At 40.4% G+C, this 25,403-nt stretch carries 27 protein-coding genes and 1 riboswitch; of the genes, 20 read left to right on the plus strand and 7 right to left on the minus strand.

Features of this window, described 5'->3' with window-relative positions; genetic code table 11:
* Positions 1–128 precede the first annotated feature (128 nt).
* The 3 genes from DFQ04_RS04365 (at position 129) to hrpB (ending at position 4,474) form a co-directional block, all read left to right on the plus strand.
* Positions 129–1,277: a Gfo/Idh/MocA family protein gene (locus tag DFQ04_RS04365; protein WP_133553046.1), complete on the plus strand. Its 1,149-nt coding sequence runs from the start codon at positions 129–131 to the stop codon at positions 1,275–1,277.
* Positions 1,278–1,409: 132 nt separating this feature from the next.
* Positions 1,410–1,922: a DUF2911 domain-containing protein gene (locus tag DFQ04_RS04370; RefSeq protein ID WP_133553048.1), complete on the plus strand. Its 513-nt coding sequence runs from the start codon at positions 1,410–1,412 to the stop codon at positions 1,920–1,922.
* 65 nt (positions 1,923–1,987) lie between these two features.
* Positions 1,988–4,474 (plus strand): ATP-dependent helicase HrpB, encoded by a 2,487-nt coding sequence (hrpB, locus tag DFQ04_RS04375; RefSeq protein ID WP_133553050.1) that lies wholly within the window; start codon positions 1,988–1,990, stop codon positions 4,472–4,474.
* Here the strand turns inward: hrpB and DFQ04_RS04380 are convergent.
* Together DFQ04_RS04380 and DFQ04_RS04385 are read right to left on the minus strand one after the other, a co-directional pair.
* Entirely contained in the window at positions 4,458–5,018 is a 561-nt protein-coding gene (locus tag DFQ04_RS04380; protein WP_133553052.1) for a hypothetical protein, read from the minus strand. The two genes, hrpB and DFQ04_RS04380, sit on opposite strands and share 17 nt — an antisense overlap.
* 116 nt (positions 5,019–5,134) lie before the next feature.
* A complete protein-coding gene (locus DFQ04_RS04385) occupies positions 5,135–5,656 on the minus strand; it encodes a HEAT repeat domain-containing protein (protein ID WP_133553054.1) in 522 nt (173 codons plus the stop codon).
* Positions 5,657–5,703: 47 nt separating this feature from the next.
* Here DFQ04_RS04385 and DFQ04_RS04390 point away from each other — a divergent pair, with 47 nt between their 5' ends.
* A complete protein-coding gene (locus DFQ04_RS04390; RefSeq protein WP_133553056.1) occupies positions 5,704–6,408 on the plus strand; it encodes a hypothetical protein in 705 nt (234 codons plus the stop codon).
* A 61-nt stretch (positions 6,409–6,469) separates the two neighbouring features.
* On the opposite strand, the gene DFQ04_RS04395 is transcribed toward DFQ04_RS04390, so the two are convergent.
* Together DFQ04_RS04395 and DFQ04_RS04400 are read right to left on the minus strand one after the other, a co-directional pair.
* Positions 6,470–6,847 carry a TM2 domain-containing protein gene (locus DFQ04_RS04395; RefSeq protein WP_133553058.1) on the minus strand — a complete coding sequence of 126 codons (378 nt, stop codon included), beginning with the start codon at positions 6,845–6,847 and terminating at the stop codon, positions 6,470–6,472.
* On the minus strand, positions 6,840–7,145 hold the full coding sequence (locus DFQ04_RS04400; protein WP_133553060.1) for a DUF2752 domain-containing protein: 306 nt from the start codon (positions 7,143–7,145) through the stop codon (positions 6,840–6,842). Before DFQ04_RS04400 ends, DFQ04_RS04395 begins: the two co-directional genes overlap by 8 nt.
* Positions 7,146–7,406: 261 nt before the next feature.
* On the opposite strand from DFQ04_RS04400, the gene DFQ04_RS04405 reads away from it, so the two are divergent.
* Positions 7,407–8,300 (plus strand): TolB-like translocation protein, encoded by an 894-nt coding sequence (locus DFQ04_RS04405; RefSeq protein WP_133553062.1) that lies wholly within the window; start codon positions 7,407–7,409, stop codon positions 8,298–8,300.
* Positions 8,301–8,310: 10 nt separating this feature from the next.
* Entirely contained in the window at positions 8,311–9,234 is a 924-nt protein-coding gene (locus DFQ04_RS04410; protein ID WP_133553064.1) for an SMP-30/gluconolactonase/LRE family protein, read from the plus strand.
* A 76-nt stretch (positions 9,235–9,310) separates the two neighbouring features.
* Here the strand turns inward: DFQ04_RS04410 and DFQ04_RS04415 are convergent, their stop codons facing one another.
* Both DFQ04_RS04415 and DFQ04_RS18300 read right to left on the minus strand, forming a co-directional pair.
* Entirely contained in the window at positions 9,311–10,018 is a 708-nt protein-coding gene (locus DFQ04_RS04415; RefSeq protein ID WP_133553066.1) for a DsbA family oxidoreductase, read from the minus strand.
* A gap of 112 nt (positions 10,019–10,130) precedes the next feature.
* The gene (locus DFQ04_RS18300; RefSeq protein WP_166637220.1) at positions 10,131–10,286 is read right to left on the minus strand and encodes a hypothetical protein; all 156 of its coding nucleotides are present in this window, start codon (positions 10,284–10,286) and stop codon (positions 10,131–10,133) included.
* Between the two features lie 41 nt (positions 10,287–10,327).
* On the opposite strand from DFQ04_RS18300, the gene DFQ04_RS04420 reads away from it, so the two are divergent.
* The 11 genes from DFQ04_RS04420 to DFQ04_RS04470 all read left to right on the plus strand — a co-directional run bounded on the left by DFQ04_RS04420 (position 10,328) and on the right by DFQ04_RS04470 (position 23,016).
* The gene (locus DFQ04_RS04420) at positions 10,328–11,572 is read left to right on the plus strand and encodes an aminotransferase class V-fold PLP-dependent enzyme (protein WP_133553068.1); all 1,245 of its coding nucleotides are present in this window, start codon (positions 10,328–10,330) and stop codon (positions 11,570–11,572) included.
* 384 nt (positions 11,573–11,956) lie between these two features.
* Entirely contained in the window at positions 11,957–12,640 is a 684-nt protein-coding gene (locus DFQ04_RS04425; RefSeq protein ID WP_133553070.1) for a GNAT family N-acetyltransferase, read from the plus strand.
* A gap of 32 nt (positions 12,641–12,672) precedes the next feature.
* Positions 12,673–13,863 (plus strand): argininosuccinate synthase, encoded by a 1,191-nt coding sequence (locus DFQ04_RS04430; RefSeq protein WP_133553072.1) that lies wholly within the window; start codon positions 12,673–12,675, stop codon positions 13,861–13,863.
* Entirely contained in the window at positions 13,856–14,824 is a 969-nt protein-coding gene (gene argC, locus DFQ04_RS04435; protein WP_133553073.1) for an N-acetyl-gamma-glutamyl-phosphate reductase, read from the plus strand. Before DFQ04_RS04430 ends, argC begins: the two co-directional genes overlap by 8 nt.
* A 101-nt stretch (positions 14,825–14,925) precedes the next feature.
* A complete protein-coding gene (locus tag DFQ04_RS04440) occupies positions 14,926–16,059 on the plus strand; it encodes an aspartate aminotransferase family protein (RefSeq protein ID WP_133553075.1) in 1,134 nt (377 codons plus the stop codon).
* 18 nt (positions 16,060–16,077) lie between these two features.
* Complete coding sequence (locus tag DFQ04_RS04445) at positions 16,078–17,022, plus strand: Rossmann-fold NAD(P)-binding domain-containing protein (RefSeq protein ID WP_133553077.1); 945 nt, start codon at positions 16,078–16,080, stop codon at positions 17,020–17,022.
* 24 nt (positions 17,023–17,046) lie between these two features.
* Positions 17,047–17,847, plus strand: coding sequence for an acetylglutamate kinase (gene argB, locus DFQ04_RS04450; protein WP_133553079.1), 801 nt, complete (start codon positions 17,047–17,049; stop codon positions 17,845–17,847).
* A complete protein-coding gene (locus DFQ04_RS04455) occupies positions 17,847–18,917 on the plus strand; it encodes a M20 family metallo-hydrolase (protein ID WP_133553081.1) in 1,071 nt (356 codons plus the stop codon). The genes argB and DFQ04_RS04455 overlap by 1 nt, the downstream gene beginning before the upstream one ends.
* A gap of 11 nt (positions 18,918–18,928) precedes the next feature.
* Positions 18,929–20,263, plus strand: a complete 1,335-nt coding sequence (argH, locus tag DFQ04_RS04460; RefSeq protein ID WP_133553083.1) for an argininosuccinate lyase — start codon at positions 18,929–18,931, stop codon at positions 20,261–20,263.
* Between the two features lie 107 nt (positions 20,264–20,370).
* A riboswitch (SAM riboswitch) is annotated at positions 20,371–20,479 on the plus strand.
* A 177-nt stretch (positions 20,480–20,656) separates the two neighbouring features.
* Positions 20,657–21,958 carry an O-acetylhomoserine aminocarboxypropyltransferase/cysteine synthase family protein gene (locus tag DFQ04_RS04465; protein ID WP_133553085.1) on the plus strand — a complete coding sequence of 434 codons (1,302 nt, stop codon included), beginning with the start codon at positions 20,657–20,659 and terminating at the stop codon, positions 21,956–21,958.
* Between the two features lie 8 nt (positions 21,959–21,966).
* The gene (locus tag DFQ04_RS04470) at positions 21,967–23,016 is read left to right on the plus strand and encodes a homoserine O-acetyltransferase family protein (RefSeq protein WP_133553087.1); all 1,050 of its coding nucleotides are present in this window, start codon (positions 21,967–21,969) and stop codon (positions 23,014–23,016) included.
* 26 nt (positions 23,017–23,042) lie between these two features.
* Here the strand turns inward: DFQ04_RS04470 and DFQ04_RS04475 are convergent, their stop codons facing one another.
* Complete coding sequence (locus DFQ04_RS04475) at positions 23,043–23,486, minus strand: DUF2147 domain-containing protein (RefSeq protein ID WP_133553089.1); 444 nt, start codon at positions 23,484–23,486, stop codon at positions 23,043–23,045.
* Positions 23,487–23,542: 56 nt separating this feature from the next.
* Here DFQ04_RS04475 and pdeM point away from each other — a divergent pair, with 56 nt between their 5' ends.
* From pdeM to DFQ04_RS04490, 3 genes are read left to right on the plus strand one after another with little or no spacing between them, the layout of a single operon-like run.
* Entirely contained in the window at positions 23,543–24,232 is a 690-nt protein-coding gene (gene pdeM / locus DFQ04_RS04480) for a ligase-associated DNA damage response endonuclease PdeM (protein WP_133553091.1), read from the plus strand.
* Positions 24,233–24,273: 41 nt separating this feature from the next.
* Complete coding sequence (locus tag DFQ04_RS04485) at positions 24,274–25,164, plus strand: cell division protein FtsX (RefSeq protein ID WP_133553093.1); 891 nt, start codon at positions 24,274–24,276, stop codon at positions 25,162–25,164.
* 3 nt (positions 25,165–25,167) lie between these two features.
* Positions 25,168–25,377, plus strand: a complete 210-nt coding sequence (locus DFQ04_RS04490) for a DUF3098 domain-containing protein (RefSeq protein WP_133553095.1) — start codon at positions 25,168–25,170, stop codon at positions 25,375–25,377.
* Positions 25,378–25,403: the final 26 nt, after the last annotated feature.

Genomic DNA, 25,403 nt, shown 5'->3' on the forward strand with positions numbered 1-25,403 from the left:
TCAGATAAGATTGGCTTTTGACTTCTTTTTCTTATCCCAAGAATCATAGGATATGGAAAAAGTAAAGTCTCTTTTGGTGATTTTGACTATTTTCATCTCCTCATAAAACAATAAAAACCCTAAAACCTATGTCTCAAACCATCAAAGCAGCGATCGTAGGAACCGGATTTATAGGTCCGGCCCACTTGGAAGCGCTAAGAAGAATTCCCAATGTAGAAGTTGTAGCTCTTGTTGAAGTCAATCAAGAACTAGCTAACGAGAAAGCCCAACTCCTCGGAATTCCAAGAGCTTATGTATTCGATGAAATGCTCAAGCAGGCGGATATCGATGTAGTCCATATTTGTACTCCTAATTTCCTTCACTTTTCACAGGCAAAAGCAGTTTTGGAATCAGAGAAACATGTGATTTGTGAAAAGCCGCTTGCCGTAAAAATTCATGAAGCGGAGGAATTAGTCAGTTTAGCTTCAGCCACAGGCTTAGTGAATGCAGTCCATTTCAATCTTCGCTATTACCCGGTTGTGCGCCAAATGAAGGTGATGCGTGAAAAAGGAGAATTGGGAGAGGTGTATAACATCATTGGTTCTTACCTTCAGGATTGGTTGTACCTAGCTACAGATTACAACTGGAGATTGGAACCGGACAAGTCTGGCGATTCTAGAGCTATTGCGGATATCGGTTCACACTTATTAGATATCACAGAATATGTGACAGGCCTTAAAATCACCGAGGTAATGGCTGATTTTTCAACGGTTCATAAGACTCGATTAAAGCCATTGAAGCCAATTGAGACCTATTCCGGTAAAATGTTGACCATGGACGACTACCAGGAGGTTCCGATAAATACCGAAGACCATGCGACGGTTATGCTTCGTTTTGATAACGGCTCCAAAGGTTCAATCACTGTATCTCAGGTAAATGCGGGTAGAAAGAACAGACTGAATATTGAAATTGCGGGTTCTAAAGCCAATTTTGAATTCAATTCAGAAAGACCAAATGAGCTTTGGATTGGAAGAAGAGAAAAGGCAAATGAACAATTGATGAAAGACCCTTCTTTATTCCACAGAGAAGCTTCTTCATTGATCAGCTTCCCGGGAGGGCACAATGAAGGCTTCCCAGATACTTCCAAGCAAATGTTTAAGGAAGTATATGCAGCCGTTGCAGCGGGCAAACAGCCTGAAAGCCCTACTTTCCCTACTTTCGCTGATGGTTTGAGAGAATTAATCATTGGAGAAAGAATCGTAGAAAGCAACAGAAAACAGGCTTGGGTGAAAATCTAACGTCTATTAACATTAAGCCTTTCCATTAATTGGAAAGGCTTTTTTATTTTTGAGAACTTAGACCTTGTAAAACCTGTTTTGGAAATTAGAAATTCTAAATCAATTAAAACTTTAACCTAATCCAACAAAAAAATGAACTTAAAGAAAGCATTATTAACCCTAACCTTAGTGGCTTTTGCAGCCATTACATCTTATTCTCAAGAAAAACCAAGCCCGGCAATGACCGCTGAAGGAGCTGTCGGGGATGCGAAAATCACTGTGAATTATTCCTCTCCTGCTGTAAAAGGCAGAGTGATTTGGGGTGATTTGGTTCCACTTGGCCAAGTTTGGAGAGCTGGAGCTAACGAGGCTACCACTTTTACCACTACCAAAGACATTATGGTTCAGGGCAAAAAACTTCCTGCTGGAACCTATAGCTTCTTCATTATCCCAGGCGAGTACGAGTCTACTTTTATTTTCAACAAAGTAGCCAAGCAGTGGGGCGCATTTAACTATGATGCAAAAGAAGATCAATTGAGAGTGTCTGTTCCTTCTCAGCAAACTTCTTCCATGCAGGAAAGATTGAAATATGAAGTGGCTAATAACAAACTAGCCATTATGTGGGAATACGGAAAAGCGGAGGCGACTTTGGCTCCTTCGATGTAATTAATTCCTTTTCCATGATCAAGCCATCGGGGAAATCCTGATGGCTTTTTTATTTTTGTCCCCTCATGAGCAATTTCGACCCCTCTTCTTTTGACCTGCCAGTAAATGAAATTATCCCTCAGGTCAAGGATCACCTCCAAAATCATAATTCTCTGATCATTCAGGCCCCTCCAGGAGCGGGAAAAAGTACGCTTTTACCCCTTGACCTATTAGATGAACCTTGGCTCAAGGGAAAGAAAATCCTTATGCTGGAGCCGAGGAGATTAGCCACCAAAAGCATCGCAGAAAGAATGGCTTTTATGATTGGAGAGAAAGCCGGAGAGACTATCGGGTATAGAATTCGTTTCGAATCTGCTGTTTCCAAAAGCACAAGATTGGAAGTGATCACGGAGGGAATTCTGACAAGAATGATGCATTCTGACAATGAATTGCAGGATGTAGGTTTGGTGATTTTCGATGAGTTTCACGAAAGAAACCTTCATTCTGAAGTTGCATTGGCACTTTGCCGAGAAGTCCAACAGGTTTTAAGGCCTGATTTGAGAATTCTGCTGATGTCGGCAACCATTGATGCTGACCAGTTAGCTCAACTTTTAAATTCTCAAGTAATCCAAAGCAAGGGAAGGCAATTTCCAGTTGAGGTCCATTATTTAAATGAAGTGGATGAATATGCAATCGGTGAGGATACTGCAAGACAAATTATCCCTCTTGCCAAAAGTCATCCGGGAGATTTTCTCGTTTTTTTACCTGGGCAGGGTGAAATCAAAAAGGCAGAAGAAATTCTAAAAAGAGCTTTATCAACCGATGCGATTATTCCTCTTTTTGGTCAATTAAGCCCATCCGATCAACAAAAAGCAATCCTTCCTCATCCACATGGAAAGCGAAAGATTGTGCTTTCAACTGATATAGCGGAAACTTCCCTAACTATCGAAGGGGTTCGGGTAGTGGTTGATTCTGGCTTTGCCAAATCCAACCGTTTTGATCCCAGATCAGGCTTATCCAAACTGGTTCTCCATAGAATCAGCAAGGATTCAGCAGATCAAAGAAGTGGCCGGGCGGGAAGATTGACTTCGGGTCATTCTTATAGACTTTGGTCTAAAGCCACTCAAGCCCAACTTCAGGAATACCGCATACCTGAATTGATGGAAGCTGATTTGACTGGATTGGTTTTGGACATGAAGGTCTGGGGAAAAGATGATATCCGCTCCATGACCTGGCTGACTCCCCCACCGAAAGGAACTTTGGTTTTGGCTGAAAAGACTTTGGAATCTATCGAGGCTTTGGAGGAGGATAAATTGACTGAGCACGGAAAGGAGATTCATAAACTGCCATGCCATCCCAGAATTGCGCACATGCTGATCTATGCCAAAAGGATGAATCAGTTGGGGTCAGCTACAGATATCGCAGCAATTTTGGAAGAAAGAGATCCTCTTCCTGCGGATTCTGGAGTGGATTTAAACCTTAGAATTGAGGCGCTAAGGAAATATAGAAGTCGTGGGGTGAGTTTGTCTAGGATCAAAAAGATTGAAAAAATCGCAGCTCAATACCGCAGGATGTTTGGGATAGAAGCGCAGAATGATCCAGTTGATCCTTGGGCTACAGGTTTACTTTTGGCCTATGCCTATCCAGAACGAATCGCAGCAGCGAGACCGGGAAATAATGCTCAATTTCAGCTTTCCAATGGAAAAATCGCCCAAATTGGACATAGGGATGATTTGGCTCATGAGTCATGGCTGGCAGTTGCTCATGTGGATGCTAGAGAAGGAATGGGTAAAATTTGGTTGGCTGCACCATTAAATCCTAAAGACCTTGCTCCCATGCTGAAAACAAAGGAAGTTTTAGAATGGGACAGGAAAAAAGGCGGTCTTTTGGCTCATACAGAAATCCGAATAGGTGCTATAATCCTAGGAAAACGTCCTCTTCAAAACTTTGATAAAAGCCAAGCTAAAGCTGCAATTCTTGAAGCATTGAAGGAAGAAGGCGAATTTTTGCTGGATTGGAATGAGGAGGTAGTCCAACTCATTTCAAGGATTCAATCCCTTAAAATCTGGAATCCCGATCAAAACAGGCCAGATTGGACAATCGAGAATTTATGCAATTCGGTTGAGGATTGGCTTGAGCCTTATTTGGATGCGATCAAACAGAATGAGGATTTGAAAAAACTCGATTTGAAGAATATCCTTTTTCACAGTTTGAGTTTTGATCAACAAAACCTTCTAGATGAACTAGCCCCAGACAAACTCCAAGTTCCTTCAGGAAGTCAAATAAAAATTATTTACAAAACTGATGGGGAAACTCCTTTGATTTCGGTAAGGCTTCAGGAAGTTTTTGGACTTTTGGAAACTCCAAGAGTCAATCAAGGCAAAATTCCGGTTTTGATCGAGTTGTTATCTCCGGGATTTAAGCCTGTTCAATTGACCCAAGATTTAAAAAGCTTTTGGGCGAATGGATATTTCGAAGTGAAAAAGGAATTGAAAAGACGCTATCCTAAGCACGAATGGCCTGAAGATCCGATTAGCGCAGAAGCGGTAAGAGGTGTTAAGAAGAAATATTGATTTCCATCTTTTCCAAATAATCCAACAACTGAAGGAAAGATGCGATAGAAAATGGAGTCATGGTATTGGTTTGGATTTGCTCCAAATAAACCTGCTTTAATACCGGATAATCCTCAGGATTATAAAGTTTAGCCAAAACTGCTCCTCTAAAGGAATTGTAAACAGAATGGTTGGACTGAAAAATCTGCTCTTTACTTCTAGCAAAATAGTCCTCTAAAACCTCCGGATAACTCATTTGGTCTAACCAGTCAAATCCATAATTCAGAAAAAATTCTTCGATCTTTTTGATGGCTTGATGAATCTCTTCTTCATTGGTGACAGCAAATCGCTCAGGAATGGTTTCAGAAATATCGCTTGGCTTGAGAAGCAAGGTAATTGAGCGCTCGAAATGGTCGGAAATTGCAGGGATAAATTTTTGAATCAACTCCTCTACTGCATTTATTCTGGTCCCGATTCTATACTCCAAATAGCTTTCGTCAGGATACTTTACAAAATCCACTAAAACCACCTGCTGTCCTTCTGAGAAATTTTTTGTAAAGGCCATTTTAGCCAAGTTGAATCTGAACCCATGTTCATTCAAAAACAAATTGTGCAGCCCTATTACATTTAATTTTCTCATACCTATATATAAAATGAAGAAAAGTCTTTTTTGTTATTTAATCACTCAAATAAATCTTTCAATTCCTTAAACATCGGTTCTACTTCACTTTTTTTGATGGCAAGGCTTCCCTCATCTTCAGGATTGTGCAAGTAATGATTCCAATGCTTTTCAGCTTTTTTGATTGTCCTTGGAGTAATGTCAAATTCTATGCCGTCTAGGTAATCCTTTGCCAAGGTAGATGCTTTGAAATTCCCGAAGAGATACACTCTAAACAAATCCACAAACCGATTATTCAAATCAAACTCTTCCAAAATCTGGACAAAAGCACCTTGAATGGCCTTGTTATTTCTATCAAAAATCTTCTCAAAAATGGCGTCTAAGGCTTCTTCGTTAAACTTGGTTTTGGAAAGTGCTCTGCAAGCCAAATAAGAAACTTCCCAATCCTCCCCTTTTACCAGCTCAATTAATTTATCCTTTATTTCTTCATCAGCCAAAGAACCCAGCTTATCCGCAAAGTGATAGGCCTCCGATTCCTTGGGGTCAGTCATTCTATCGAATAACTTTTGAATTTCATCCTGCATGTTTTTAAACTTAATTTGTACAAAGATAGGCCGAATTGGTCCCCAACATGATTCGAATTCCCGAAACTGAAAAAATATCTCGAGAGGCACTTTTTCAATTGCTTCAAGAAATTAGGCAAAAGGATTTGAATTTTTACTATGAGCCCTCTCGACATCAATTGATTATTGAATCTGGGGATATTTGGCTGGCCAAAATTTATCTTTCCTGGAATTGGGAATGGGAAGAAAAAGAAGGTTTAAAAGAGAATCCCGATCCCCATTTTGCGCTTGGAATTATCAAAGCAGGACAAGCTGCGGTGGGATATTTTCACCGGGGAACGCTCTTGGATCACCGCGTATTCAGAGCATACATGGTCAGACAAAAGCAAGGAAAATCCCAAATCAAACATCTGAAAACCAAAGGAAAATCAAGAGCCGGATCGAGAATAAGACTGGCTGAAACAGAACGCTTTTTTGAAGAAATCAACGAGCGATTAAATTCTTACCATGAAGCTTATCCAATAAGCCATTGGGGGATTAGTTGCTCAAAAACGCTCTGGGCGTATTTCTTTTCATCCGAACTCCCCCCACCTTTTGCCTCAGATTCAAAAAATTTGATCGAGTTGCCATTTCATTTGAGTTCAGGATCATTTGAGGAATTGAAAATTGCCGGAAGCATTGTTTCGGATTTTCACATCATTTTTTCAGAGGAAGGGAAAAAAGTGTTTTCTACTAACTCGAGACTAAACAAACCTGAAGAAGAGGATTGGTAAAAAAAACTTTGGCTCCGTCATCCAGAGCCAAAGTGGGGTTAGTGGTAAAATATAAGTTGTGTTAAGCAGTGGTAGACCCAGAACTTGGGAAATGATTAGAGATCATGGCTAAAGTCTCATGAGCCATTTTCACATTATATTCATAAGCCAAGCTTTTGTAATTCACCAAGTCCACGATGGTACCAATAAAGCACAAACCGACTGTCAAGATGTAAAGGATCCCCAATCCAACTTGACCTAGGATAAATCTATGTAATCCAGCAAATCCAAAGAAACCAATCAGGGTAAGGATTAATATCATTTGGGAGTCTTTTCTTCTTGCCCGATACACTTGAGCAAATAAAGAAGCTTGATCCTCATCCATGTTTTTCATCAATCCCTGGATATATCCCAGTTCCATTCCTTCCAATTCTGGAAGGTGTCTCAATACATTAGCCATAATTGTGTGTTGTTTTTAGGTGTTTAATTAAAGTCCAGATACGGTGAAAGATTGCAGCAAATGCTAGCATTGCCAGTGGATGCATCGACCAAGAGGCTTGAATCTCTCCCCTTGCCAACAGGTTCATCGATCTTCCCAACCCACAACCAGGACACCAGGAAAATCCCAGATTATCCAAAGGACAAAGGCTGAAATGCTGACTAGCTTCAGGATTGATGGTCAGGATGGCGATTAAACTACCTATCCAGAAGATCAATTCCAGCGGAACCTGCTGAATCCATTTGCTGATTTCTTTCATGCCAAGGAAAGTACGAAAAAGGTGCCAGCAAACCAATGTGCCCTAAAACGGCTAATTTGGGCCTTTCTAAAAAATCCTTGGATGATAAACGAACAAAAAAGTGTACGATAACGAACGCTTAAAGTCAGTTTATTTGCTTAAAAAACTTAATAATCCCGGCTTATTCACCTCAGAAATTCCAACCTGAAAAATAGAAATCTTGAAAATCCGAAAGTCGTTTTGCAAGCATTTTGTATTTTGGAGCGCTCTGTTCAATAGCTTATGTCCCGAATACCTTATTTACTTATTATCCTTTCCTTTTTATCTATTCAATTTGTCCAAGCTCAAACTTCCTTTGACCTATGGGTAGTGGATACGGAAGGGAAAGGAAGTAGTTTAAAACTTTTAGCGGAAACCGCTAAGTCTCTAACGAATCGGCCTGAATATGACAACCAACCCAATTTTATCAATGATTCGGAGTTGGTTTTTTCTGCGGCTGATAATCAGGGAAATCACGATATTATCCTGTACAGTTTTCGAACTGGGAATTTTACCAATTTGAGTAAAACCTCGGATCGAAGTGAGTACTCCCCCACTTTAACTGACTGCAAGCAATATATTTCTGCTGTTGTTGTAGAACCTGATGGAAAACAAAGACTTTGGCTCTATCCGATTAATCAGGAACCTGCTGAATTGCTTTATGATGACATAGCTCCGGTCGGATATTACGATTGGTATGATAACAAAGCTGCTATGTTTGTCTTGGGAGAGCCCAACAAATTGGTTTATGCATGGGGAAAAGGAAATGTTGAAGTAATTGCAAACAACATCGACCGATCAGTTAAAAAAAGGCCTAGAACAGCCGAAATCACCTTTTTGGATAGAAATGAGTTAAAAGAAAGTCCGGAAGGTAACCTAGTTCCGATTAAAACTTATGACCTGAAGAAAAAGAAAATCAACGCTATGGGTAATTCCTTACCCGGATCACAAGATTTAATCTGGATTGATAAAAACCACCTGCTGATGGCTAAAGGAAATGAAGTTTTTATCAAATCTGCTACCGGTTCTGAATGGAATTCAATTGGAAAAATCACCTCATCAACTCATAAAAATATTACCCGAATGGCTTACAGTCTGGAGCTAAATAAGCTTGTAATTGTCATGCAAAGAAATTAACCCAAAACTCATGAATAAGAATTTTAAAAATTTATTGGTCTTATCCTCTATCCTACTCTTTGCCTCCCCTCTTTCTGCCCAAATCGAGGACAAAAGAGGCCTAGTGGCAAAAGGAGCAGAACTTACCAAAGTGAAAGACGGATTCAGTTTTACTGAAGGTCCAGCAATCAATCGACTTGGAGACGTGTATTTCACTGACCAGCCAAACGATAAGATTTACGTCTGGAACTCTAACAGTAATCAAGTCACGCTCTTTAAAGAAAGTGCTGGAAGGTCAAACGGGCTTTATTTTCAGCTAGACGGGAAGCTAATTGCCGCAGCTGATTTAAATAATGAACTATGGGAAATCGATCCGAAATCTGGAAAAGAAACCGTTTTGGTTCCTTCCTTTCGGGGAAAAAAGCTAAATGGCCCGAATGACATTTGGGTTCGTCCTAAAGGAGGTTTGTATTTCACTGATCCGCTTTACCCAAGGCCTTATTGGGAAGGAATAAGAGGAAAAGAAATGGAGCAAGATGGACAGCATGTGTATTATCTATCCGCCGACCGTTCTGAACTTTTCAGAGTTACTGAGGATCTGAAGCAACCCAATGGAATTATTGGAACTCCGGACGGGAAATTTCTTTATGTCGCTGATATTGGAGATAAAAAAACATGGAAATACGAAATCATGGAAGATGGGTATTTGACCAACAAGACTCTTTTTTGTGAAATGGGATCAGATGGAATGACTATCGATGACCGGGGAAATGTATACCTCACTGGAAAGGGAGTAACTGTATTTGATAAAAATGGGGAGCAAATCGCTCATATCCCTGTTCCTGAAAACTGGACCGCAAACGTCACTTTCGGAGCATTAGACAGAAAAACCCTCTTCATCACGGCCATGGGTTCGGTTTATACCTTAAAAATGAAAGCCAGAGGAGTTTGGTGAAAACTAAGAAGAAAGAAGACCGAAGTAACGAAGAAGCAATCTGCAGCTTACTTCGGTCTTCCAACTCCAAGCTATTTTAGCAATTTCCTTCCAAATCGCAGCTTCCTCCGTCTTCAGAGGAAACCACATCCAGAACAGGGTTATTTTTCGCAAACTCGGACCAAGCTTTTTCCAGTGATTGGTCAAAAACCTCATCTGGCTGTGCACCAGAAATTCCGAATTTCCTATCCAAAACAAAAAAAGGAACTCCTCTTACTCCTATCAATCTAGATTCATAAATATCCTGATCAACAGCATCTTGATAAATTTCTGATTCAAGCATAGCTTTTATCTTTTCTCCTTCTAATCCTACTTCTTTTCCAAGGGAAATCAGAGTATCAAAATCATCTACATTTCTACCTTCAGAGAAATAGGCCTTCAAAAGCCGCTCCTTCATGGCATCCTGCAAACCAACTTCTTTAGCCAAATGGATCAGTCTATGGGCATTTTTTGTATTGGCTACCACAGCCTTTTCGAAGTCAAAAGTCAACCCTTCAGCCTCTGCCATTTCAACCACATTGGCTGTGATTTGTCTGGTTTGTTCCAAGGACCACCCCTTTGATTCTGCTAAATGCTGGATAGTACTGATTGAAGGATTGGTTTTTTGCTCAGGGTTTAATTGAAAGCTTTTCCATTCAATATCCACTTTATCCCGGAAAGGAAATTTTTCCAAAGCTTTTTCCATTTTACGCTTTCCGATATAACAAAACGGACAAACGACGTCTGACCAAATTTCGATTTTCATATGATTTTGCTTGATTTTAAATTCTTATGGAGAACCCACCATTTGAATTACCTTCTTAAAGTCATGCTGGATTTCCTAGTAATTTTTATTTACTTAAAGACAAATCAGAAATTCACCCAAAGAGTTCAAGAAAACCTGTGAAAACCAAAGAATGCCCCTCTTGTGCGATGGAGATCGATGCGAAGGCAAAGATTTGTCCTATATGCAAATTTGAATTTCCAAAGAGATCCGCCTGGATTACATGGATGGCCATTTTCTTGGTCCTCATTTGGTTAATTTCCTATATCCTCTAACCCACCAGACCCAGCTATGAATAAGCGCTCTTTCTTAAAATACCTAACTGCATTTGGACTTGGCGGCACACTTTTCCCCACGAATTCCAAGGCCTTTTCTTTCGACAATTTGGATTGGAACTCAGATGACATCTGGGATCAGATTAGGGCAGGATATAAGTTAAAACCCGATTACATCAATTTGGAAAACGGGTATTACTGCTTTTTGCCGGAAGAAACTCTTGAAAAATACATCAAACATATCCGAGATGTTAACTACCAGGGCTCTTGGTATATGCGGACTGTTCAAGTTGAAAATAAGGCAAAATCTGCGGCAGCTTTAGCTGAATTGGTTGGTGCAAGCCCTGAGGAGGTTGTATTAACTAGAAATACCACCGAGTCCTTGGATTTGATTATTTCCGGTTTTCCTTGGCAAGCTGGAGACGAAGCGATTTATGCCATTCAGGATTACGGAAGTATGCAGACCATGTTTGAATTGGCTTCCAAGCGTTGGGGAATCAAAACGGTGAAAGTCGATATACCCCTTCATCCCGCCTCCGATGAGGAAATCGTCGAGGTTTATCGAAAAGCCATCACCCCAAAAACGAAATTGATGATGGTGCCACACATCGTCAATATCACGGGTCATATCCTGCCGGTTAGAAAAATTGCCGATATGGCTCATTCTTACGGGGTAGATATTATGCTAGATGGAGCTCATGCTGTAGGGCATTTCACCTTCAACATGCATGATCTAGATTGTGATTATTATGGTTCGAGCTTGCATAAATGGCTCAGCGTGCCTTTAGGAGCTGGATTGCTTTATGTGAAAAAGGATAAAATCAGCAAAATCCAGCCTCTTTTAGCCCCTTTCAATTTGGACTTGACTACTATTGGTTACCTAAATCATATTGGCACGCATCCCGTCGCAACAGATTTGACTGTATTGGACGCGATCGATTTTCAGCAAAAAATTGGTTCAAAGAGGAAGGAAGATAGATTGAGATTTTTACAAAAATACTGGTCAAATCAGGTGAGAAATCATCCTGGAATCATGGTCAATACACCTGAAGACCCTGCTAGATCCTGCGGAATCGGAAATGTTTGGGTAGAGAATTTCACTCCGGCTGACATGGCAAAAACCTTGAAAGAAAAATACAATATCTTCACCGTTGCCATTGATGGTGCAGGAGTTAAGGGGTGCAGAATTTGTCCAAATCTTTACACGAGTACCGAAGACCTAGATCATTTTGTAAATGCTTTAAAAGAAATGGCTGGCTAGAATAGAAAAAATTCAATTTTCCCCCTTGTTTTTTGAGGTTTAACCAAAGCTTAATGGGTTGATTTAGAATAATTAACCCTAAACGGATATTTTTTTGGTATTTTTCTTGCAATTAAACTTCTCACCTACAACATTTGCACCCTCAAAAGCATGACATACACTCTAGACATAGCGACTAAAACTCCTTCAGCTTTCAGCCTTGTGTTGAGAACTGTTGCTATGCCTAATTTTTCACCTCTTAGGAGGAACAGGTTTACTTTTAGGGTTTGACCCTATAATGCATTTTGTTTTCCTACGTGGAAAACTCCCCTAGCCTAATTCCCAAAGTAAATTATTAAACCCAAAACCAAGTCCTTTCGGATTTGGCCAATTCATGCCAACTCAATGGAAGAAATCTCTTTCAAAATCATTGTAGCTGATCCCTCTCACAAGATCTATTCTACTCAGATCACTGAGGAAATGGAAAACTCTGCCAAAGCCAGAGGTACGGGTATAGCCAAAAGAAGTCCTGCCTACATCGAAACTAAAATGGAGGAAGGAAAAGCGGTTATCGCTTTGACTTCGGATGGAACTTGGGCTGGCTTCTGTTATATTGAAGCCTGGGGACATGGAAAATATGTTGCCAACTCTGGTTTGATCGTATCCCCCGAATTCAGAAAATATGGCTTGGCACGAAAAATCAAGGCAGAAATCTTCAAACTGAGTCGCAAAAAATACCCAGATTCCAAAATCTTCGGATTGACTACAGGAGCTGCAGTGATGAAGATAAACTCCGAATTGGGTTATATTCCTGTGTCATATGCAGATTTGACCGATGATCAGGAGTTTTGGAAAGGTTGCCAGAGCTGCATCAACTATGAGATTTTGATGGCAAAAAACCGTCAAAACTGTCTGTGCACGGCAATGCTTTATGATCCAAATGCCAAAAAGAAAGAAATTGAAGAAATGGCACTTCGGGAGAATTTCAAAAAAGAAATCAAGTTATTCGACCGTTGGGTTCGTCTTAAAAAATATGTAATGCTCAAATTGGCCAAGTCAAAAGACTCAGCAAAGAGCTTTTTCCTCTAATCTATTTCCCTAGGGAAAAAACCTATTAAAAAATGAAAAAAGTAGTTTTGGCCTATAGTGGAGGCTTAGATACCACCTTTTGCGCACTTCACCTTTCCAAAGATTTGGGCTATGAGGTCCATGCTGTATTGGTAAATACTGGAGGATTTTCCAAAGATGAATTAGAGTCTATCGAGTCTCGCGCCAAAAGTCTGGGAATTGCTTCATTTAAAATTCTTGAAGTAGTTGACACTTATTATCAAGAAGTTATCAAATACCTAGTTTTTGGGAATGTATTGAAAAATGCAACCTACCCTCTTTCGGTATCTGCTGAGCGTATTCTTCAGGCCAAATCTTTGGCTGAATATGCAAAGTCAATTGGTGCCAAAGCAGTTGCTCATGGTTCCACAGGAGCTGGAAATGATCAGGTTAGATTCGATATGATTTTCCAAACTATCGTTCCAGATATCGAAATCATCACTCCAATTCGAGATTTGAAGCTTTCCCGTCAGGAAGAAATCGAATATTTAAAGAAGCATGGAGTTTCAATGAATTTCGAAAAGGCGGCTTATTCTATCAACAAAGGAATTTGGGGAACTTCGGTAGGCGGAAAAGAAACATTGACTTCTTCTGAGTTTCTACCAGAGGAAGCTTGGCCTACTCAAGTCACTGAAACTACCCCTAAAGAGATCAAATTGACTTTTGTTCAGGGCGAGTTAAAAGGAGTGGATGGAGTCGCTTTTGAAAACCCAGTGGATGCTATTCAAAAAGTTCAATCATTGGCTGCTCCATACGGAATTGGACGTGATATCCACGTCGGAGATACCATTATCGGGATTAAAGGTCGGGTAGGTTTTGAAGCTGCTGGGCCTATAATAATCATCAAAGGACATCAGCTTTTGGAAAAACATACCTTGACCAAATGGCAAATGTTCTGGAAAAACCAGCTTTCCGAGTTTTACGGAAATCACCTTCATGAGGGCCATTACCTAGATCCTGTAATGAGAAATTTGGAAGCTTTCCTTTCCAGTACTCAGGAATTTGTAACAGGTGATGTTCGGGTATTGCTTCAGCCGTATCGTTTTACCCTTTTGGGAATTCACTCTGAGCATGATTTGATGTCATCTAAGTTTGGCAGCTATGGTGAAATGAACAAAGGCTACACTGGTGAAGATGTAAAAGGATTTACTCGAATTCTGGGAAATCAAACTTCAATTTTCCATAAAGTAAATAGCCATGACTAAGATCAAAACCGCTGTCATCGGTGCTGCAGGATACACTGGAGGAGAACTCCTCCGGATTTTGGTCCACCACCCTGCCTGCGAGTTGGTTTGTGTCCATTCCAATAGCCAAAAAGGAAAAAAAGTAGCCGAGGTTCATCCCGATTTGATTGGAGACTGCGACTTGGTTTTCACAGATGAAGTTCCAACAGAGGGTTTAGATGCAGTTTTCTTGGGCTTACCCCATGGAGAAACAAAAGCATTTTTGGATGCTCATCAATTTTCTCCGGAAACAGTGATCATTGATTTATCAACTGACTTCAGAGATGAATCACATGGCTTTGTTTATGGTCTCCCTGAAGTAAATTCAGCTAAAATCAAATCCGCCAAGCGAATCGCAAATCCAGGCTGCTTTGCAACTGGAATCCAATTAGCCTTAGCTCCTGCTATCGCAAATGGATGGGTAAATGATTCTATTCATATTTCAGGAATTACGGGTTCTACCGGTGCTGGAAAAAAATTGGCTGAAACTTCACATTTCAGCTACCGAACGGGAAATATGTCTGTTTACAAGCTTTTTACCCATCAGCACCTCAAAGAAATCCGCCAGACCTTTAGGCAGATCAAGCCAGAATTCATTGAAGAATTGCTCTTTGTCCCCTATCGGGGAAATTTCTCCAGAGGAATATGGGTAACAGCCTATTTTCCTTTCGAAGGAACTGAAGAGGAAGCGGTAAAAGCCTATAAAGAGTTTTATAAAAATGCGGCCTTTACGCATGTTTCAGCGCAGGATATCGATCTAAAACAGGCTGTAAACACCAATAAATGCATACTTCATATTCAAAAAGAGGCTGGGCAATTGGTGATTTATTCTGCTATAGATAACCTGCTGAAAGGGGCATCTGGACAAGCAGTTCAAAACTTCAATCTTGCCTTTGGTCTAGATGAAAAGTTGGGTTTAAACCTCAAATCAATAGCTTTTTAAAAACAAGTTTACGAAGCTAGAGGAAAGAAAGAACTGGTTTAAAGCCAAGGGCTTGAGCAAAAAACACCTCGTAATTCGTAAATCGTAAATCAGAATTTCAAATGAATTTATTCGACGTATACCCCTTAATTCCAGTGACTTTGGTGAAAGCTGAAGGATGTAAACTTTGGGATGATCAGGGACAGGAATATTTAGACTTGTATGGTGGTCATGCCGTGATTTCCATAGGTCATACTCACCCACATTACGTAAAGCGAATCAAAGATCAATTGGATCAGATTGCGTTTTATTCCAATTCCATTCATATCCCTATTCAGGAACAATTGGCTCAAAAGCTTGGAGAACTTTCTTGTCTTCATGAATACAAGCTCTTTTTGGTCAATTCTGGTGCAGAAGCAAATGAAAACGCCCTGAAAATGGCATCCTTTGCCACTGGAAAACCTGGTTTTATTGCTTTTTCCGGATCATTTCATGGGAGAACTTCCGGTGCTGTAGCATTGACTGACAATCCAAAAATTGTGGCGCCATGCAATGAACGTACAGATTTTCATATTCTACCTTGGGGAGATTTAGAATCTGTCGAGGAAGCTTTGAAATCAAATGCCATTGCTGGAATTATCATTGAAGGAATTCAAGGAGTTGGCGGAATCCAGGTTCCGGAGGTTTCTTTTTTACAGGGTCTTTCTTCTCTTGCTAAAAAATATGAAGCCAAATTAATCCTTGACGAAGTTCAATCCGGATACGGAAGAACTGGGCGATTCTTTGCTCACCAGTGGGCTGACGGAGTAATGCCAGATTTGATTACCATGGCCAAAGGTATGGGCAATGGTTTTCCTATCGGAGGTCTTTTGATTTCACCAGAATTCAAAGCTAGCTATGGCTTATTGGGAACCACTTTCGGGGGTAATCATTTAGCTTGTGCAGCTGGATTGGCTGTTTTGGAGGTTTTGGAAAAGGAAAAACTTCAATCTAAGGCCTTGGATCTAGGGAATAAGGTGATGGAGGAACTTAGAAAAATTCCTGGTGTCACCGAAGTCCGAGGAATTGGACTAATGATCGGATTAGATCTGGATCGAGATGCTGGTCCAGTCAGAAATGAATTGGTGAAAAAGTACCACATCTTCACCGGATCAGCCGCAGGAAAGCAAACCATTCGTCTCCTTCCTCCTTTGTCTGTAGAATGGAATGAGTTAAATTCGTTTATAGTCGCATTAAAAGAGATTCTCTCCAATTGAGAATCGAAAAATCCAGAGATGATGCATTTCACAAAATTTGAATCTTTTGATTTAGGGCAAGAACTTATTGAACTAGCCCTTGCTTACAAAGCCAATCCAAGAATTGACCTCGCAAAAGGACAGGGAAAAAGGGTGGGTTGTATTTTTCTAAATCCCTCACTAAGGACTCGTGTTTCTACACAAATAGCCGCCCAAAACCTCGGCATGGAACCAATTGTCCTGAATATGGACAAAGAAGGCTGGGCGCTTGAAATGAATGAAGGTGCCATCATGAACAAAGGAACCGTCGAGCATATCAAAGATGCTGCTGGTGTTTTAGGAACCTATTTCGATATTTTGGCTATCAGAGCGTTTCCTTCTTTGACTAACAAGGAGGAAGATGTTACCGATTTTATTTTTAGTCAATTTATCAAATACAGCGGTGTACCAGTGATTTCTCTTGAATCTGCTACTAGACATCCTTTACAAAGTCTGGCTGACCAGATAACCATTCAGGAAAATTTGGCTGGAAAAAAGAAGCCGAAAGTTGTCCTGACTTGGGGTCCACATATCAAAGCTATACCTCATGCAGTAGCGAATAGCTTTGCAGAATGGACTTTGGGAATGGGTCATGACCTGACCATCACCCACCCTTCTGGGTATGAATTGGATGAGGAATTCACCAAAGGAGCAACCCTAGAATACGATCAAAGTAAGGCCTTAGAAGGTGCTGATTTTGTGTATGTTAAAAACTGGTCAGGATTCAATGATTATGGAAAAATCATTTCCACGGACTCAAGTTGGATGCTTACAGAAAAGCATCTAAAACATGCTCCGGAAGCCAAAGTCATGCACTGCCTACCTGTGAGAAGAAATCTGGAATTGTCCGATGAAATTCTGGACAGCTCAAGATCTTTGGTACAAAAACAAGCTGAAAATAGAATCTATGCAGCACAAGCCGTGATCAGTAAAATCCTCGGCTAAAATCTTTTTAAACCCTCCCAACCTATGAAAATCTCTATCATAAAAATTGGCGGCAACGTCATCGACTTCCCGGAGAAGTTGGATGCATTTTTGGCCTTATTTGCCAAGTTCCCCGGACATAAAATATTGGTTCATGGGGGTGGAATCTTGGCATCAAGATTTGGAGAAAGCATGGGAGTAATGCCAGAAATGGTGGATGGGAGAAGAATCACCGATAAGGACACCTTGGACATTGTGACCATGGTTTATGCGGGTTTAATCAATAAAAATATTGTAGCTAAGCTTCAAGCCCTCAAAGTAGATGCAATCGGGATGACTGGTGCCGACGGAAATTTGATCAGATCGATCAAAAGACCTGTAAAAAGCATCGATTATGGATTTGTTGGAGATATTCAGGAAGTAAACACCAAGCTTTTGGATACTTTATTGGCGGCCGGTTTGCAACCCGTAATCAATGCAATTACGCATGATAAAAAGGGTCAATTGCTCAATACCAACGCCGATTCCATTGCATCCTCCCTAGCAACGAGTTTGGCGAAAGACCACCATGTGAATTTGTATTTCTGCTTCAACAAAAGCGGGGTATTGATTGACGAAAAAAACGAGAGTTCCATCATTCCTTTGATCAATGAAGACATCTATGCAGAATTGAAAAAGGAAAGTGTGATTCATTCCGGGATGATTCCTAAACTGGACAATGCCTTTGCTGCACTCGAAAAGGGCGTACAACATGTTTGGATTGGAAAAGCCGAAAACCTGCTTTTAGCAGCTAAAGGAAAACTTTCAGGCACTACCATAGAACGTCATCGTTACGATTTGTACTAATGGCAGATCTGGAAATCCTATACCTTGAGGCTGTAGAACTACTCAAGAAACTGATCCAAACCCCCTCTTTTTCAAAGGAAGAGGTAAAAACAGGGGATTTAATTGAGTCATTTTTGAAGTCAAAAGGTGTAGAAGTAAATCGCTCTGGAAATAACATTTGGGCTTTTACCTCAGAGTACAATCCAATCCTACCGACCATTTGGCTTAATTCCCATCACGATACCGTCAAACCCAATTCAGGTTATACCAAGGATCCATTTAATGCAATTCAGGAGGATGGAAAGCTTTACGGTTTGGGAAGTAATGATGCTGGAGGGCCTTTAGTAAGCTTGATTGCGACTTTTTGCCATTTTATTGGAAAGCAATTACCCTTTAATCTTCTCCTGATAGCCTCAACTGAAGAAGAAATTTCTGGTCAAAACGGGATTTCTTCAATCATTCCCACTTTGCCAGGAGCCGAACTTGCCATTGTAGGTGAACCTACCCTTATGAACTTAGCGGTAGCAGAAAAAGGACTTTTGGTAATCGACGCTAAGGTCAAAGGTAAAGCAGGTCATGCCGCAAGAGAAGAGGGACTCAATGCCATTTATCTAGCCTTAGAGGACTTGGAGAAAGTCCGAAATTTTCAATTCCGAAAAACCTCTGCATTTCTGGGTAGAACGAAGGTCACTTGCACAGTTATCAAAGCAGGTCAGCAGCATAATGTAGTTCCTGATTTATGCGAATTCACTTTAGATGTGAGAGTGACCGATGCTTATACCTTAGAAGAGGCCTTGGATGAATTAGAATCTAACCTAAATGCGGAATTGGTTCCAAGATCTTTGAGATTACAATCCTCACATTTACCTGAGAATCATTTGATGTATCAGGTTGCTGATGCGTTAAATCTTGAAAAATACGGAAGCCCTACCCTATCCGATCAGGCCTTGATTCCTTGGCCTTCGGTAAAAATTGGCCCTGGAGATTCAGCACGTTCTCATACAGCTGATGAGTTTATTTATCTTTCAGAAATTAAAAAAGGAATCCAAGGCTATATCTCAATACTTGAAAAATACGCTGAGCTCAGCTAAAAATAACGACCATGAAACTTTGGCAAAAAGCCACCGGCAGCAAAAAAGAAGTAGAACAATTCACCATCGGCAGGGATCCTGAATTTGATAGTATTCTGGCTCCTTTTGATGTTTTGGGATCAATGGCTCATGCGCATATGCTCGCCAAAATTGGCTTATTGACTGAAGAGGATAATGCGATACTTCAAAAAGGTCTGAAGGAAATCTATTTTGAAATTGAGCAAGGAAAATTCAGTATAGCGCCTGGAGTCGAAGATGTGCATTCCCAAGTAGAGTTTTTGCTTACCGAACGATACGGTGAGGTAGGGAAAAAGCTACACAGCGGAAGAAGTAGAAATGACCAGGTTTTGGTGGACTTAAAGTTGTATTACCGAGCTGCAATCCAAGAATTGGTGGGAGAAGTTTCCGAATTATTTGATCTCCTTTTGACCCTTTCTGAAAAGCACAAAAACGACCTGATGCCTGGGTATACCCATACTCAATTGGCCATGCCCTCTTCTTTTGGACTTTGGTTTGGTTCGTTTGCAGAGAGCTTGACTGAAGATATGGGGCTCTTGAAAGCCGCTTTTGATTTAAGCAATAAAAACCCTTTAGGTTCTGCGGCAGGCTACGGCTCCAGCTTTCCTTTGGATAGAACCATGACCACTGAATTACTCGGATTTGCAGACCTTCACCATAACGTGATCAATGCCCAAAACAGCCGAGGAAAAACAGAAAGAACCTTAAGTTTCGCTTTAGCCGGACTAGCTGGGACTTTAAACAAGTTGGCTACAGATGTTTGCCTTTTCATGAACCAGCATTTTGCTTTCATTTCTTTTCCAGATGATTTGACTACGGGAAGCAGTATTATGCCTCATAAGAAAAATCCTGATGTATTCGAGTTGATCCGGGCAAAAACCAATCAAGTTCAGGCCGTTCCTACGGCAGTGGGTTATCTTTTAACCAATATGAGCACAGGTTATCATCGAGATATGCAATTGCTAAAAGAGGAGATTTTCCCCGCCATCGAGACCATGAAATCCTGCCTGAGCATGAGCACCTTTATGCTCAAGTCTATCCGAGTAAGGCCAAATATTTTGCAAGACTCTTTTTATAAACACCTTTTCTCTGTAGAAGTAGTCAATGAACTGGTGCTTCAGGGAGTCCCATTTAGAGATGCCTATAAAAAAGTAGGATTGGATATCGAAGCAGATCAATTTTCTCCCGATCAAACTTCATTGAATCACACCCATGAAGGAAGCATTGGAAACCTTTGTACCAAAGAGATTCAAGAAAAAATGAACAAAAGCCAAAAAGAATTTGACTTTGAAAGAGTTCTACAAGCGATTCAAGGCTTAATCAAGTGATTCGATTCCTCTTTTACTTGATTTAAAAATAAAATTTAAAGCTCGACATTTTGATTTTCAAGATTCGAGCTTTTTCTTTGCTCTATCCTTTCACTTTTTAGTGCAAGGATTTATAAAGAAGAGGCGAGAGACAGGCTCTATGACCCTCTGGCAACCTGGAAAGTCCAAGGTGCCAATTCCTGCCGAATAAGATGGTCTTATTCGGAACTATAAATTCCTTGCAAGATGAACAAGCGATTTATCCCATTTCAGTTTCCTGCTGCTAAATCAAAATCCGGATTCCATTCGGTAAGATTCACGCTTTTCCCTAGTTCTTAAAATTGAATTTCCAGCCCTATTGGCTTGAAATGGCAATTATTCTATTCAGAAACTTTTAACCTAAACTATAAAACTATGTCTACCTATCGATTTGAAACACTTCAATTACACGCCGGACAGGCTCCCGACCCAACCACAAATTCACGGGCAGTTCCAATTTACCAAACCACTTCTTATGTTTTCAACAGCGCCGAACATGGGGCAAATCTCTTCGGATTGAAGGAATTTGGAAATATCTATACGCGGATCATGAATCCTACTACAGATGTTTTTGAAAAAAGAATTGCAGCCTTGGAAGGCGGTGTTGCAGCTGTAGCAACAAGTTCTGGACAAGCTGCTCAATTTTTGGCTTTGAATAATATCCTCCAAGCTGGTGAAAATTTTGTTTCCACCTCCTTTTTGTATGGCGGAACCTACAACCAGTTTAAAGTAGCATTTAAGCGCCTAGGAATTGAAGCCCGCTTCGCAAAAGGCGACAGTCCAGAGGCTTTTGAAAAACTTATTGACTCCAAGACAAAAGCTATCTACTTGGAAACCATTGGAAATCCAGAATTCAATATCCCTGATTTTGAAGCAATCGCAGGATTGGCCAAAAAACATGATATTCCATTGGTCGTGGATAATACCTTCGGAGCTGGAGGATTCCTTTTCCGTCCAATTGATCATGGTGCCAATATTGTCACTTGTTCAGCAACAAAATGGATTGGAGGGCATGGAACTTCAATTGGCGGAGTGATTATTGATGCCGGAAATTTTAATTGGGGAAATGGAAAATATCCGCAATTTTCGGAGCCATCTGAAGGCTACCACGGATTGAATTTCTGGGAAGTATTTGGAGAAAATAATCCACTTGGCCTTCCAAACATTGCCTTTGCAATCCGGGCCAGAGTTGAAGGATTGAGAGATTTTGGTCCTGCGATTAGCCCTTTCAATTCCTTCCTTTTGCTTCAAGGAATAGAAACTCTTTCCCTCCGAGTACAAAGAACCGTTGATAATGCCTTGGAAATAGCCAAATGGCTAGAAAGTCACCCTAAGGTTTCTAAAGTAAATTATCCTGGATTGGCTTCTTCTCCCTATCATTCCTTGGCTAAAAAATACCTCAGAAATGGTTTTGGTGGTGTTTTGAGTTTTGAAATTAAAGGCGATAAAGAATCCGCATCTACTTTCATCAACAATCTGAAACTGATCTCTCACTTGGCTAATGTTGGCGATGCCAAAACATTGATCATCCAACCTTCTGCAACAACCCACCAACAATTGACGGATGAAGAACAAAAAGCGGCGGGAGTTACTCCTACCCTTTTGAGATTATCCTTGGGTATTGAGCATATCGATGATATTAAAGAAGATATCCAGCAAGCATTCCAAACCATTTAACCCAGTAAATGAATCTAATCAGCGAATTTGCAGACCTGACTATGACAATTGAGACTTTCCATTCTGACCAACCATTACTCTTGGAATCTGGAGAGGTTTTGGAGCAATTTGACCTAGCCTATACTACCTATGGTCAGTTGAACCGGGAAAAATCAAATGTCATTTGGGTAATCCATGCCTTAACTGGCGATTCCAAGGCTGCCGAATGGTGGAGCGGTTTAATTGGAGAAGATAAATTTTACGATCCATCCCAATATTTTATCATTTGTGCCAATCTACTGGGAAGTAATTATGGCTCAACCAATCCCCTAAGTTTGAATCCAAAAACAGGAGAAAATTACTTCTACGATTTCCCCCAGATTACTCCAAGGGATCTAGCTGCAAGTTTGGAAAGACTTAGGACACATCTTCAGTTGGATCAAATCCATACCTTGATCGGAGGATCTTTGGGAGGGCAAGTTGTTTTGGAATGGGCAGTGACTCTAGGTCAAAAATTGGATAATGCTGTCGTTTTAGCCTCTACAGCCAAAACTTCTCCCTGGGTCATAGGCCTAAATGAAACCCAAAGAATGGCAATAGAGTCAGATTGTACTTGGGGACTGAAGCAAGAGGATGCCGGGAAAAAAGGATTGGAAACTGCCAGGGCAATCGCCATGATAAGCTATCGACATCCGGACGACCTAGCCAAAAAGCAAAAAGAAACTGAAGAAAAACTGGATGGTTTTAGAGCTTCCTCCTACTTAAGGTATCAAGGTCAAAAACTTGCCAACCGGTTTAATGCGCTTTCTTATTGGACGCTTTCTAAAGCTATGGACAGTCATGATTTAGGGAGGAATCGAGATGGAATCGACCACGCCTTAAGTCAAATTCAGGCCAAGGTTTTGGCCATTGGAGTCAACTCAGATTTGCTTTTTCTTCCTGAAGAATCTCAATTAATCAGTAAAAAAGTAAAACGAGGAACGTACAAAGAAATCACTTCGACTGCCGGACACGATGCTTTTCTGATTGAATTTGAGCAGCTGACCTTTCATCTGAGATCATTTTACTTGGAGGGATAAAAAAATAAAGGAGGGATTTTCCTCCTTTATTTTTTTGCTCTTGTCCACTCCACTGTCCTTCCTACAAAAGAAAAACCGAGGTAACCTTTTACTTCCAAAATCTCAGGTGATTTCAATTTGATTTCGCAGGAATAGGTTTTACCAGACTTGGGGTCATAGATTTCCCCATCTTTCCAAATTCCTGAAGAGTATTTTAATCCTTTCAGAATTGGAAGTCCCATCAAGGGTCTGGTTCTGTATTTGGGATCTGAATTTTCCTTATCGACAGCAGGTTTGCCCTCAGGATTAGGATCCTTCAGCCAGACGATTTTTCCCAAGTATTCTGAACCAGTTTTAATGATTTCAACTTGTGCGGTTTTTTCTGTGTTATACCACACACCTAGTATTGCTCCTTCTGACTGAGCCATGAGCTGAGTGCTTTGGAAAAGCATGACTAGCAAAAACAAGGAAGCGAATTGACAGAATTTCATGAAAATTAAGATTTGATATCCTTAAATACGGATAGATTTGAAATTGTTTAGAAGTCATGGAAATAAAAGAAGCGGGAAAAATAAGGGTTGGTTGTACTCATAATGAGTTTTTTCTGGAAATGCTCTGGGAAAAAGCATTGTGGATCAAGGAATTAAAAACTTTGTTGATTGCTGATCTTCATTTTGGTAAAGCAGCACATTTTCGAAAATCCGGCATTCCAATTCCTGAACCTGTACATGATTGGGATTTAAAACGACTGGAAACGCTTCATTCCACCTATAGACCAGTTCACACCTATTTTTTGGGAGATTTGTTCCATAGCGATTGGAATGAACAATGGGAAATCCTTAACTCTTTCTTGGAAAAATTCATAGGAACCCAATTTCATCTGATTAAAGGAAATCATGATATTTTGGCTCCTTCAGCTTATAGACAATCTATTCTTCAGATTCATGAAAAACCTTTGAAGCTTGGAAAAATGATCCTCTCTCACGAGCCTATGGAAAAGGTAGAAGACGAGTTTCTTAATATCTGCGGACACATTCATCCGGGAGTTTTTCTAAAAGGCAAGGCAAGGCAGGGAGTAAGATTACCTTGCTTTCATTTGGCAGAGTCAGTTTTGACCCTTCCAAGTTTTGGGAATTTTACCGGTTCGGTATCCTTACAGCCTAAAGCCACTGATAAAATCTGGGTAATTTCAGGTGAAAAAGTGATTCCTCTCCTTTCTGGCACATCGATTGGTTAAATCCCCTTGGCTTTTCTATTTTTGAGCAGAATTATCCCACTATGGCTAACCCAAACCGAAAGAAAAAGACTCTAGGACATTTCAAATTCGGAAGCGTACTCTTCAGCACAACCCTGTCCCTTTTTATAGTTGGATTGTTTGGAGTGATCTTAATTCAAGCTAGGTCACTTACCAAAATGATTCGGGAGAATATTGAAATCCAGGTTTTTCTGGATAAGAATCTAGAAGAAACTCAGATAACCGAAATTGGAAATTCCATTAAATCAAGACCATTCGTTTTAACCAAGTCTGATTCAATTGGGATACGATTTATTTCCGATGAGGAAGCTGCTGCAGCTTTTATAGAAAGCACCGGGGAAGATTTCACTAAGTTTCTTGAAGACAATCCCCTCAGAGACAGTTATGTAATCGCTGTGGCAGAAGAGTTTCAAACTTCTGAGCAACTGGAGGCCATTGCCAAAGAATTGGAGACCATTTCCGGCGTTTTTGAGGTGTCTTATATGACTGATTTGGTTGATTCGATCAACAAGAATCTTTTGAAAGTCAGTATTGTCATGGGTGGATTTATTTTAATCCTGATCATCACCGTAGTAATGCTGATCAACAATACCATTCGCCTGGCTTTATTTTCACAAAGATTCCTGATCCGATCCATGCAATTGGTAGGTGCAACTAGAGGATTTATCCGAAAGCCTTTTCTTGTCCGAGCATTGATTTTCGGGATGATAGCTGGCGGTGTGGCTTCTGCCATTCTTTTTGGTTTAGTAGAATACACCAAGTCCAATATCGAAGGATTTGCCATGCTTCAAAATTTCGAAATGCTGCTTATCCTATTTGGTGCCTTGATTATTATTGGAGGTATTCTTTCGGTATTTAGCACTCTACGTGCTGTCAATAAATATTTAAACATGTCTTTGGACGAACTTTATTAAGCTATGAGCAATAACCTTCTCCCCTTTTCTCCAAAAAATTATAAGCTTATGCTTATTGGATTAGCCTTGATTATTCTGGGTTTTATCCTGATTGGCTTGGATGATCAGCCACATGGAAATGGGATTTTGGGCTTAACAATTGGTCCAATTGTAACCCTTGCAGGTTTCATTTTTGAATTTTATGCCATCTTTGCGAAGGCAGAAAAAAACTGATTTCCCTCCCCTTTCCTACTGAAAGG

This window comes from Algoriphagus boseongensis (assembly GCF_004362805.1).
Taxonomy (GTDB): domain Bacteria; phylum Bacteroidota; class Bacteroidia; order Cytophagales; family Cyclobacteriaceae; genus Algoriphagus; species Algoriphagus boseongensis.

Excerpts from the sequence above, each read along its gene's own strand:
- DFQ04_RS04395 (WP_133553058.1), bottom strand. The coding sequence starts at position 6,847 with ATGGCTAATGTATTGAGACACCTTCCAGAATTGGAAGGAATGGAACTG.
- DFQ04_RS04365 (WP_133553046.1), top strand. The coding sequence starts at position 129 with ATGTCTCAAACCATCAAAGCAGCGATCGTAGGAACCGGATTTATAGGT.
- argH (WP_133553083.1), top strand. The coding sequence starts at position 18,929 with ATGAAACTTTGGCAAAAAGCCACCGGCAGCAAAAAAGAAGTAGAACAA.
- DFQ04_RS04420 (WP_133553068.1), top strand. The coding sequence starts at position 10,328 with ATGAATAAGCGCTCTTTCTTAAAATACCTAACTGCATTTGGACTTGGC.
- DFQ04_RS04380 (WP_133553052.1), bottom strand. The coding sequence starts at position 5,018 with ATGGCCTTTACAAAAAATTTCTCAGAAGGACAGCAGGTGGTTTTAGTG.
- DFQ04_RS04410 (WP_133553064.1), top strand. The coding sequence starts at position 8,311 with ATGAATAAGAATTTTAAAAATTTATTGGTCTTATCCTCTATCCTACTC.
- DFQ04_RS18300 (WP_166637220.1), bottom strand. The coding sequence starts at position 10,286 with ATGAGGACCAAGAAAATGGCCATCCATGTAATCCAGGCGGATCTCTTT.
- DFQ04_RS04475 (WP_133553089.1), bottom strand. The coding sequence starts at position 23,486 with ATGAAATTCTGTCAATTCGCTTCCTTGTTTTTGCTAGTCATGCTTTTC.
- hrpB (WP_133553050.1), top strand. The coding sequence starts at position 1,988 with ATGAGCAATTTCGACCCCTCTTCTTTTGACCTGCCAGTAAATGAAATT.
- argC (WP_133553073.1), top strand. The coding sequence starts at position 13,856 with ATGACTAAGATCAAAACCGCTGTCATCGGTGCTGCAGGATACACTGGA.
- DFQ04_RS04440 (WP_133553075.1), top strand. The coding sequence starts at position 14,926 with ATGAATTTATTCGACGTATACCCCTTAATTCCAGTGACTTTGGTGAAA.
- DFQ04_RS04385 (WP_133553054.1), bottom strand. The coding sequence starts at position 5,656 with ATGCAGGATGAAATTCAAAAGTTATTCGATAGAATGACTGACCCCAAG.
- DFQ04_RS04490 (WP_133553095.1), top strand. The coding sequence starts at position 25,168 with ATGAGCAATAACCTTCTCCCCTTTTCTCCAAAAAATTATAAGCTTATG.
- argB (WP_133553079.1), top strand. The coding sequence starts at position 17,047 with ATGAAAATCTCTATCATAAAAATTGGCGGCAACGTCATCGACTTCCCG.
- DFQ04_RS04445 (WP_133553077.1), top strand. The coding sequence starts at position 16,078 with ATGATGCATTTCACAAAATTTGAATCTTTTGATTTAGGGCAAGAACTT.
- pdeM (WP_133553091.1), top strand. The coding sequence starts at position 23,543 with ATGGAAATAAAAGAAGCGGGAAAAATAAGGGTTGGTTGTACTCATAAT.
- DFQ04_RS04405 (WP_133553062.1), top strand. The coding sequence starts at position 7,407 with ATGTCCCGAATACCTTATTTACTTATTATCCTTTCCTTTTTATCTATT.
- DFQ04_RS04400 (WP_133553060.1), bottom strand. The coding sequence starts at position 7,145 with ATGAAAGAAATCAGCAAATGGATTCAGCAGGTTCCGCTGGAATTGATC.
- DFQ04_RS04370 (WP_133553048.1), top strand. The coding sequence starts at position 1,410 with ATGAACTTAAAGAAAGCATTATTAACCCTAACCTTAGTGGCTTTTGCA.
- DFQ04_RS04455 (WP_133553081.1), top strand. The coding sequence starts at position 17,847 with ATGGCAGATCTGGAAATCCTATACCTTGAGGCTGTAGAACTACTCAAG.
- DFQ04_RS04390 (WP_133553056.1), top strand. The coding sequence starts at position 5,704 with ATGATTCGAATTCCCGAAACTGAAAAAATATCTCGAGAGGCACTTTTT.
- DFQ04_RS04485 (WP_133553093.1), top strand. The coding sequence starts at position 24,274 with ATGGCTAACCCAAACCGAAAGAAAAAGACTCTAGGACATTTCAAATTC.
- DFQ04_RS04470 (WP_133553087.1), top strand. The coding sequence starts at position 21,967 with ATGAATCTAATCAGCGAATTTGCAGACCTGACTATGACAATTGAGACT.
- DFQ04_RS04430 (WP_133553072.1), top strand. The coding sequence starts at position 12,673 with ATGAAAAAAGTAGTTTTGGCCTATAGTGGAGGCTTAGATACCACCTTT.
- DFQ04_RS04415 (WP_133553066.1), bottom strand. The coding sequence starts at position 10,018 with ATGAAAATCGAAATTTGGTCAGACGTCGTTTGTCCGTTTTGTTATATC.
- DFQ04_RS04465 (WP_133553085.1), top strand. The coding sequence starts at position 20,657 with ATGTCTACCTATCGATTTGAAACACTTCAATTACACGCCGGACAGGCT.
- DFQ04_RS04425 (WP_133553070.1), top strand. The coding sequence starts at position 11,957 with ATGGAAGAAATCTCTTTCAAAATCATTGTAGCTGATCCCTCTCACAAG.